The sequence below is a fragment of the Streptomyces zinciresistens K42 genome, assembly GCF_000225525.1.
Taxonomy (GTDB): Bacteria; Actinomycetota; Actinomycetes; order Streptomycetales; family Streptomycetaceae; genus Streptomyces; species Streptomyces zinciresistens.
The window spans coordinates 1-8,416 of record NZ_AGBF01000244.1; the positions used below are offsets into that span (position 1 = coordinate 1).

9 protein-coding genes are annotated in these 8,416 nt (G+C 72.4%); 7 read left to right on the forward strand and 2 right to left on the reverse strand.

The window, feature by feature from the left end; all coding sequences use genetic code 11:
* Positions 1–207: 207 nt before the first annotated feature.
* The 7 genes from SZN_RS33060 to SZN_RS33090 all read left to right on the forward strand — a co-directional run bounded on the left by SZN_RS33060 (position 208) and on the right by SZN_RS33090 (position 6,841).
* A complete protein-coding gene (locus SZN_RS33060) occupies positions 208–792 on the forward strand; it encodes a PaaI family thioesterase (RefSeq protein ID WP_043734347.1) in 585 nt (194 codons plus the stop codon).
* Positions 789–1,349 (forward strand): dUTP diphosphatase, encoded by a 561-nt coding sequence (gene dut, locus SZN_RS33065; RefSeq protein ID WP_007503707.1) that lies wholly within the window; start codon positions 789–791, stop codon positions 1,347–1,349. Before SZN_RS33060 ends, dut begins: the two co-directional genes overlap by 4 nt.
* A gap of 1 nt (position 1,350) precedes the next feature.
* Positions 1,351–2,109, forward strand: coding sequence for a DUF3710 domain-containing protein (locus SZN_RS33070; protein WP_007503709.1), 759 nt, complete (start codon positions 1,351–1,353; stop codon positions 2,107–2,109).
* Between the two features lie 240 nt (positions 2,110–2,349).
* Positions 2,350–4,950 carry a sensor histidine kinase gene (locus SZN_RS33075; protein WP_007503711.1) on the forward strand — a complete coding sequence of 867 codons (2,601 nt, stop codon included), beginning with the start codon at positions 2,350–2,352 and terminating at the stop codon, positions 4,948–4,950.
* Positions 4,947–5,630: a response regulator gene (locus SZN_RS33080; RefSeq protein ID WP_007503714.1), complete on the forward strand. Its 684-nt coding sequence runs from the start codon at positions 4,947–4,949 to the stop codon at positions 5,628–5,630. The genes SZN_RS33075 and SZN_RS33080 overlap by 4 nt, the downstream gene beginning before the upstream one ends.
* 77 nt (positions 5,631–5,707) lie before the next feature.
* Positions 5,708–6,106: an OB-fold nucleic acid binding domain-containing protein gene (locus SZN_RS33085; protein ID WP_043734349.1), complete on the forward strand. Its 399-nt coding sequence runs from the start codon at positions 5,708–5,710 to the stop codon at positions 6,104–6,106.
* Positions 6,107–6,109: 3 nt separating this feature from the next.
* Entirely contained in the window at positions 6,110–6,841 is a 732-nt protein-coding gene (locus SZN_RS33090) for a DUF3159 domain-containing protein (RefSeq protein ID WP_007503717.1), read from the forward strand.
* A gap of 24 nt (positions 6,842–6,865) precedes the next feature.
* Here the strand turns inward: SZN_RS33090 and SZN_RS33095 are convergent, their stop codons facing one another.
* Both SZN_RS33095 and SZN_RS33100 read right to left on the reverse strand, forming a co-directional pair.
* Positions 6,866–7,543 (reverse strand): potassium channel family protein, encoded by a 678-nt coding sequence (locus SZN_RS33095; RefSeq protein WP_007503719.1) that lies wholly within the window; start codon positions 7,541–7,543, stop codon positions 6,866–6,868.
* Positions 7,543–8,214, reverse strand: a complete 672-nt coding sequence (locus SZN_RS33100) for a potassium channel family protein (protein WP_043734351.1) — start codon at positions 8,212–8,214, stop codon at positions 7,543–7,545. The genes SZN_RS33095 and SZN_RS33100 overlap by 1 nt, the downstream gene beginning before the upstream one ends.
* Positions 8,215–8,416 lie beyond the last annotated feature (202 nt).

Here is an 8,416-nt window from a genome sequence, read left to right on the forward strand (position 1 = left end):
CCGCGGTGCCCCCGGCCTGACCCGCGGGCGCCGGACTCCCTCGTCGGACCGCCCGGCCCGGCCACGGCGACCGCCGCCGGAAACGGGGCTCAGGCACCCGCGGCGGGGGCCGCGCGGCGCACTTCGCGCGCCCCGGCGCAGCGCCCCGTACCGCCGAACCCGGCGCGGTGTCCGCGCCGGACCGACGCGCGGGTAAGGTCTGCGGTCGTGAGAGGTACTTCCCCGGCTCTTCAGCCCCCGGCCGACGCCGTGCAACCCGTACGGCACCCGGACGCGCCCGCTCCCGGCGAGCTGCTCGGCGCGCACTACGGGGAGTGCTTCGGCTGCGGCGGCGACCAGCCCCACGGACTGCACCTGGAGGCGCGGGCCGGGGACGGCGTCGGCATCACCGCCGAGTTCACCGTGCGGCGCGCCCACCAGGGCGCACCGGGACTCGCGCACGGCGGCGTCCTCACGAGCGCCCTGGACGAGACCCTGGGCTCCCTGAACTGGCTGCTGCGCACCATCGCCGTCACCGGGCGGCTGGAGACGGACTTCGTGCGGCCGGTCCCGGTGGGCACGGTCCTGCACCTGGAGGCCCGGGTGACGGCCGTCGCCGGCCGCAAGATCTACTCCACGGCCACCGGGCGGATCGGCGGTCCCGAGGGCCCCGTGGCCGTCCGCGCCGACGCCCTGTTCATCGAGGTCAAGGTGGACCACTTCATCGACAACGGCCGCCCGGAGGAGATCCGCGCCGCCATGAGCGACCCGGACCAGGTCCGGCGTGCCCGCGCCTTCGAGGTGAACCCGTGAGCCGTGCCCCGCTGGACGTGGCGATCCGGCGCGTCGATCCGGACGTACCGCTTCCGGCGTACGCGCACCCCGGGGACGCGGGGGCGGATCTGCGGACCACCGAGAGCCGCGAACTGAAGCCGGGGGAGCGGGCCGTACTGCCCACGGGGGTGTCGGTGGCCCTCCCCGAGGGGTACGCGGCCTTCGTGCACCCGCGCTCCGGTCTCGCCGCCCGCCTCGGTGTCGCCCTCGTGAATGCCCCGGGGACGGTTGATGCCGGGTACCGTGGGGAGATCAAGGTGATCGTGGTGAATCTCGACCCGTACGAGTCCGTGCGGTTCGAGCGCTTCGACCGGATTGCCCAGTTGGTTGTCCAGCAGGTCGAGAGGGTCCGCTTCCAGGAGGTCGCGGAGCTTCCCGGCTCGGCACGGGCCGAGGGGGGCTTCGGGTCCACCGGTGGTCATGCCGCGGTGGGCGTCGAGGACGGCACAAGCGATACAAGCGGTGAGGCCGCCGAGGGCGGCGCAACGGGTGGGAATCGATACGCATCGGTCGTATCCGACCGGGAAGGACAGTGACGTGTTCGGACGTCGCAACAAGAAGGGTGCCGCCGAGGACGCGGCCGGCGAGCCCGAGCAGGTCGTCGACATCGACACTGAGGCGGACGACGACGGCACGCGCGAGCGCGTGCGGCTCGAGCCGGAACCGCGGCCCGACGGGCCCTGGGACAGCTCCGAGGTCCGCGACCCCGCGGAGGGCCGGGTGGACCTGGGCGGCCTGCTGGTGCCCGGTGTGGACGGCATGGAACTGCGCGTGGAGGTCGCGGGCGACGCCATCGTCGCGGCGACCGTGGTCCTGCGGGACAGCGCCGTCCAGCTCCAGGGCTTCGCGGCCCCCAAGCGCGAGGGCATCTGGGGCGAGGTGCGCGAGGAGATCGCCGCCGGCATCACCCAGCAGGGCGGCATCATCGACGAGGTCGAGGGCCCGCTCGGCTGGGAGCTGCGGGCGCAGGTCCCGGTGCAGCTGCCCGACGGCACGGGCGGCTTCCAGGTCGTGCGGTTCGTCGGCGTGGACGGCCCCCGCTGGTTCCTGCGCGGGGTGATCTCGGGCCAGGGTGCCGTGCAGCCGCAGGCGGCCGGTCTCCTGGAGCAGATCTTCCGGGACACGGTCGTGGTCCGCGGCGAGGGTCCGATGGCCCCGCGCGACCCGATCGTCCTCCAGCTGCCGAACGACGCCCAGATGGTTCCCGAGGGCGTCCAGACCGAGGAGGCGGGTTCGCGCTTCTCCGGCGGCATGGGCCAGCTCCAGCGCGGACCGGAGATCACCGAGGTGCGCTGAGCCGTCCCAGGACAGCTCCGCCGCGCCGCTCGGCGCCACCAGGGCCGTATCCCCCGGGATGCGGCCCTTTCCCGGTGCCCGCACCCTGCGCGGCGGACCGGTCGGACCTCCTGGGCGGGCGGCGCGCGTCAGAGTTGCGTCAAAGACTCCTCCGCCGCCGTACCGGGCCCCGAATGTCGCGATTGCTCGCCGTAGGGTCGACGCTGCGCAGGCACGGACGACCGGAACACAATGGGGACCATGGGACGCGGCAGGCTTCGGATCTACCTCGGTGCGGCACCGGGCGTCGGCAAGACCTACGCCATGCTGTCCGAGGCGCACCGCAGGATCGAGCGCGGTACCGACTGCGTGGTCGCGTTCGTGGAGCACCACGGCCGGCCGCGCACCGAGGTGATGCTGCGCGGTCTGGAGCAGGTCCGTCGCAGGGACCTGGACTACCGGGGCAGCGTCTTCACCGAGATGGACGTCGACGCCGTCCTGGCCCGGCGCCCGCGGGTCGCCCTCGTGGACGAGCTGGCCCACACCAACATCCCCGGTTCGCGCAACGCCAAGCGCTGGCAGGACGTGGAGGAACTGCTCGCGGCGGGGATCGACGTCGTGTCCACGGTCAACATCCAGCATCTGGAGTCGTTGGGCGACGTCGTGGAGTCGATCACCGGGGTGCGGCAGCAGGAGACCGTGCCGGACGAGGTGGTGCGGCGGGCCGACCAGATCGAACTGGTCGACATGTCCCCCGAGGCCCTGCGCCGCCGCATGGCGCACGGCAACATCTACCGGCCGGACAAGGTCGACGCGGCCCTGTCGAACTACTTCCGGCCCGGCAACCTGACCGCCCTGCGGGAGCTGGCCCTGCTCTGGGTGGCCGACCGGGTCGACGAGTACCTGAAGCAGTACCGCAGCGAGCACCGGGTCTCGAAGATCTGGGGCTCCCGCGAGCGGATCGTGGTCGGGCTGACCGGCGGCCCGGAGGGGCGCACGCTGATCCGGCGGGCGGCACGGCTCGCGGAGAAGGGCGCCGGCGGCGAGGTGCTGGCCGTCTACATCGCCCGCGGCGACGGACTGACCTCCGCCTCGCCCAAGGAACTGGCCGTGCAGCGCACCCTGGCCGAGGACCTCGGCGGCACCTTCCACCACGTCATCGGCGACGACGTCCCGGCGGCGCTGCTGGACTTCGCGCGCGGCGTGAACGCCACCCAGATAGTCCTCGGCTCCTCCCGCCGCAAGAGCTGGCAGTACGTCCTCGGCCCCGGCGTCGGCGCCACGGTCGCCCGCGAGTCCGGGCCCGACCTCGACGTCCACATCGTCACCCACGAGGAGGCCGCCAAGGGCCGGGGGCTGCCCGTCGCCCGCGGCGCGCGCCTCAGCCGCTCCCGGCTCGTCGCCGGCTGGCTCGTCGGCGTCGCGGGGCCGGGGCTGCTGGCGCTGCTGCTGACCCATGTCGAGGGCGACCTCGGCCTGGCCAACGACATGCTGCTGTTCCTGACCCTGACCGTGGCGGCGGCCCTGCTCGGCGGGGTCTACCCGGCGGTGGTCTCGGCGGCGGTCGGCTCCCTGCTGCTCAACTGGTTCTTCACCCCGCCCGTGCACCGCATCTCGATCGCCGACCCGAAGAACCTGCTCGCCCTCGTGATCTTCGTCTGCGTGGCCGTGTCGGTGGCGTCGGTCGTCGACCTCGCGGCCCGGCGCACCCATCAGGCGGCCCGGCTGCGGGCCGAGTCGGAGATCCTGTCCTACCTGGCCGGGAACGTGCTCAGGGGCGAGACCGGCCTGGAGGAACTGCTGGAACGCGTCCGCGAGACCTTCGGGATGGACTCCGCCGCCCTCCTGGAACGCGACAGCGACGTCGATCCCTGGAGCTGCGCGGGCCGGGTGGGCGCGGGACAGCCGCTGGAGCGGCCGGAGGACGCCGACGTCGACGTCCCGGTCGGCGACCACATGGCGCTGGCGCTCACCGGACGGGTGCTGCGCGCCGAGGACCGGCGCGTACTGGCCGCCTTCGCCGCGCAGGCCGCCGTGATGCTGGACAGGCAGCGGCTGCAGCGGGCGGCGGACCAGGCCAAGGAGCTGGCCGAGGGCAACCGCATCCGCACGGCCCTGCTGGCCGCGGTCAGCCATGACCTGCGCACCCCCCTCGCGGGCATCAAGGCCGCCGTCACCTCGCTGCGCTCCGACGACGTGGCCTGGTCGCAGGAGGACGAGGCGGAGCTGCTGGAGGGCATCGAGGAGGGCGCCGACCGGCTGGACCACCTGGTCGGGAACCTCCTCGACATGTCCCGCCTCCAGACCGGCACGGTCACCCCGCTCATCCGGGAGATCGACCTCGACGAAGTGGTCCCGATGGCCCTCGGCGGCGTCCCGGAGGGCAGCGTCGACCTGGACGTTCCCGAGAGCCTGCCCATGGTCGCCGTGGACCCCGGGCTGCTGGAGCGGTCCGTGGCCAACCTGGTCGAGAACGCCGTCAAGTACAGCCCGGGAACCACCCGCGTCCTGGTGGCCGCGAGCGCGATCGCGCAGCGGGTCGAGGTCCGGGTGGTCGACCGGGGTCCGGGCGTCCCCGACGCGGCCAAGGAACGCATCTTCGAGCCCTTCCAGCGCTACGGGGACGCCCCGCGCGGCGCGGGCGTGGGACTCGGCCTGGCCGTCGCGCGGGGCTTCGCCGAGGCGATGGGCGGCACGCTCGGCGCCGAGGACACCCCCGGCGGCGGGCTCACCATGGTGCTGACCCTGCGGGCGGCGGCGCCGGACACCGGCCCGCCGCCCGGCGAACCGGGACCGGACCCCCGCTCCCGCCCGGCCGACCAGCCCGTTCCCCCCGTACGACCCGAGAGGCAGACCACATGACCCGGGTGCTCGTGATCGACGACGAGCCGCAGATCGTGCGCGCCCTCGTGATCAACCTCAAGGCCCGCAAGTACGACGTCGACGCGGCCCACGACGGGGCCACCGCCCTCGAACTCGCCGCCGCCCGCCACCCCGACGTGATCGTCCTCGACCTCGGCCTGCCGGACATGGACGGCGTCGAGGTGATCCGGGGGCTGCGCGGCTGGACCCGGGTGCCGATCCTCGTACTGTCCGCCCGGCACTCCTCCGACGAGAAGGTCGAGGCGCTGGACGCGGGCGCCGACGACTACGTCACCAAGCCCTTCGGCATGGACGAGCTGCTCGCCCGGCTGCGCGCCGCCGTGCGCCGCGCCGAGCCCACCGGCGGCGGCGAGGACGACGTCGTCGTGGAGACCGAGGGGTTCACCGTCGACCTCGCCGCGAAGAAGGTCAACCGCGGCGGGCGGGACGTACGGCTCACCCCCACGGAGTGGCACCTGCTGGAGGTGCTGGTGCGCAACACGGGCCGCCTGGTGAGCCAGCGGCAGCTCCTCCAGGAGGTGTGGGGGCCGTCGTACGGGACGGAGACCAACTACCTGCGCGTGTACATGGCCCAGCTGCGCAGGAAGCTGGAGGCCGACCCCTCGCACCCCAAGCACTTCGTCACCGAGCCCGGCATGGGGTACCGGTTCGAGAAATGAGCAGGTCCGCGCCGGTCGGTTCGCGCACGTCCCCCGGGGGTACGAAGGTGTCGGCGGACCCCGGTACGCTTCAAGGCATGAGTGCTGTTCCTCGTTCGGAAAAGTCGGTGGGCCGGTTCCGGCGCATGCTCGACCGGCTCTCCTCGTCGCAGGAGGACCTGGACTCCGAGGAGCTGCGTGAGGACGCGGAGACGGTGGGCTGCACCAGGATCGGCGACTGCCGGGACCGGCAGATCGTGACGGTTACTGGTACCTTGCGCACGGTCACCCTGAGGCCGCGTGCGGGGGTTCCCGCCCTGGAGGCCGAGCTGTTCGACGGCACGGCCGCCCTGGACGTGGTCTGGCTCGGCAGACGCTCCATCGTGGGCATAGAGCCCGGACGCCGGCTGATCGCGTCGGGCCGCATCTCCATGAGCCGCGGCCGCCGGGTGCTGTTCAACCCGAAATACGAACTGAGACCCCTCGGACGGGAGTAGCCGGTGACGTCGCTCGACAAGCCGACCGAAGACACCACCGCAGAGACCGAGCCCGATGCGCGGGCGGTGACCGAGGCCGCGCTGTTCGAGGCGTTCGGCGGCCTGCGCGGCATGATCGAGACGGTGCTGCCCGGACTGCTCTTCGTCACCATCTACACGATCAACAAGAACCTCCACATGTCGGCGATCGCCGCGCTCGCGGTCTCGCTGGTCCTGGTGGTGGTGCGCCTGGCGATGCGGGACACCGTCAAGCACGCCTTCAGCGGTGTCTTCGGCGTCGCCTTCGGTGTCGTGTTCGCGATGATGACCGGCAACGCCAAGGACTTCTACCTGCCCGGCATGCTCTACACGCTGGGACTCGGGCTCGCGTACATCATCACGACGCTGTTCGGGGTGCCGCTGATCGGGCTGGTCCTCGGCCCGGTCTTCAAGGAGAACCTCTCCTGGCGCACCCGCAACCCCGGACGCAAGAAGGCGTACGCCAGGGCCAGTTACGCCTGGGGCGCCATCCTGCTCGCCAAGTGCGCGATCCTCTTCCCGCTGTACTGGTGGGCCGACACCACACAGCTCGGCTGGGTGCTCATCGCCCTGAAGATCCCGCCCTTCCTGCTCGCCGTCTGGCTGACGTGGGTCTTCCTCGCGAAGGCGCCCGCCCCGATCGACGTGTTCGCGGAGATGGAGGCGGCGGAGAAGGCGGAGCAGGAGCGCAAGGCCGCGGCGTCGCCGGCCGAGTAGCGAAGCGGCGGTGACGGCGCGGCGTCAGTCCTTCGACGGCCCGCGGCGCACCGACAGCAGGTCCTCCAACTGCTCCTCCCGCGCCTGCGCGGCCACGAAGAGCAGTTCGTCACCCGCCTCCAGGGAGTCCTCGACGGACGGGGTGAGGACGCGCGTACCGCGGATGATCGTCACGAGTGACGTGTCCTGCGGCCACTCCACGTCGCCGACCTGGGTGCCGGCCAGGGCCGACTCCTCCGGAAGCGTCAGCTCCACGAGGTTGGCGTCGCCGTGGCTGAAGCGCAGCAGACGCACCAGATCGCCGACCGAGACGGCCTCCTCCACGAGGGCCGACATCAGGCGCGGGGTGGAGACGGCGACGTCCACGCCCCAGGACTCGTTGAACAGCCACTCGTTCTTGGGGTTGTTCACCCGCGCGACGACGCGCGGCACGCCGTACTCCGTCTTCGCCAGCAGGGAGACGACCAGGTTGACCTTGTCGTCGCCCGTCGCGGCGATCACCACGTTGCAGCGCTGGAGCGCCGCCTCGTCCAGCGACGTGATCTCGCAGGCGTCGGCCAGCAGCCACTCCGCCTGGGGGACCCGCTCGACCGAGATCGCGGTCGGCGCCTTGTCGATGAGCAGGATCTCGTGGCCGTTCTCCAGCAGTTCGCCCGCGATCGAGCGGCCCACCGCGCCGGCACCGGCAATGGCGACCCTCATCAGTGACCGCCCTCCTCTTCAGGACCCTTGGCGAACGCCGCCTCGACCTTGTCGACCTCGTCGGCACGCATCATCACGTGCACCAGGTCGCCTTCCTGCAGCACCGTCTGCGAGCTGGGCAGGACCGCCTCACCGAGCCGGGTGAGGAACGCCACCCGCACGCCCGTCTCCTCCTGGAGCCTGCTGATCTTGTGGCCCACCCAGTCGGTCGAGGTGTGCACCTCGGCGAGCTGCACGCCCCCGGTGGGGTCCCGCCACAGCGGCTCCGCGCCCGAGGGCAGCAGGCGGCGCAGCATCTGGTCCGCCGTCCAGCGGACCGTGGCGACGGTGGGGATGCCGAGCCGCTGGTAGACCTCGGCGCGACGGGGGTCGTAGATCCGGGCCGCGACGTTCTCCACGCCGAACATCTCGCGGGCCACCCGCGCCGAGATGATGTTGGAGTTGTCACCGCTGGAGACCGCGGCGAAGGCGCCGGCCTCCTCGATGCCCGCCTCGCGCAGGGTGTCCTGGTCGAAGCCGACCCCGGTGACCCGCCGGCCCCCGAACCCCGGGCCCAGCCGGCGGAACGCGGTGGGGTCCCGGTCGATCACGGCCACCGTGTGCCCTTGCTGCTCCAGGGTCTGGGCCAGAGCGGAGCCCACTCGTCCGCAACCCATGATGACGATGTGCACGGTCTTACCCCGCACTCCTCTTGAGCCGTCCGACTTGCGTCAACGTGGTGCTCATATCTCTTCTCTCGGTTCGCCGGGCAACGGGCGCGGGCCGATGGCGGACCGCGGGGCAACATCATGCCGGGCAATCGTCGCGTTGATCCCCCGCGGTGCGGATCACGGGCCCGCGGGTGCCCGGGTCAACGGTAACGTCCGCGCCCGG